The sequence below is a fragment of the Bacillus sp. SIMBA_008 genome (assembly GCF_046535495.1).
In the GTDB taxonomy this organism is placed as follows: Bacteria; Bacillota; Bacilli; order Bacillales; family Bacillaceae; genus Bacillus; species Bacillus subtilis.
Window position 1 is genome coordinate 1 of sequence record NZ_JAWRWL010000799.1, and the last position, 256, is coordinate 256.

Annotated in this window: 1 pseudogene; it reads left to right on the plus strand. The window is 62.5% G+C overall.

Going from position 1 to position 256, the window contains the following annotated elements:
* A pseudogene (locus SB658_RS25515) lies at nt 1-256 on the plus strand (hypothetical protein); the annotation flags it as partial.

The following is a 256-nucleotide window of genomic DNA, read 5'->3' on the forward strand; positions in this document are numbered from 1 at the left end:
GGGCAAAGAAACCTTGTTTCAGTCTTCGGCCAGACGGATGTCGGGGACCGGAAACGGGTTTGCTTTTGGCGCGCCGATGGTGCTGACCAATTCCGATTTCCGCTTTATCGTTGCGGAACAGCTACAGGCCGCAGGCATCGATCCCGGCGCGATTTTGATCGAGCCCGACGGCCGCAATACGGCGCCGGCTGTGCTGGCCGCAGCGCTTCGGGCGCAAGCGCAGGATCCAGAGGCAGTGCTCTTGGTGGCCCCTTCG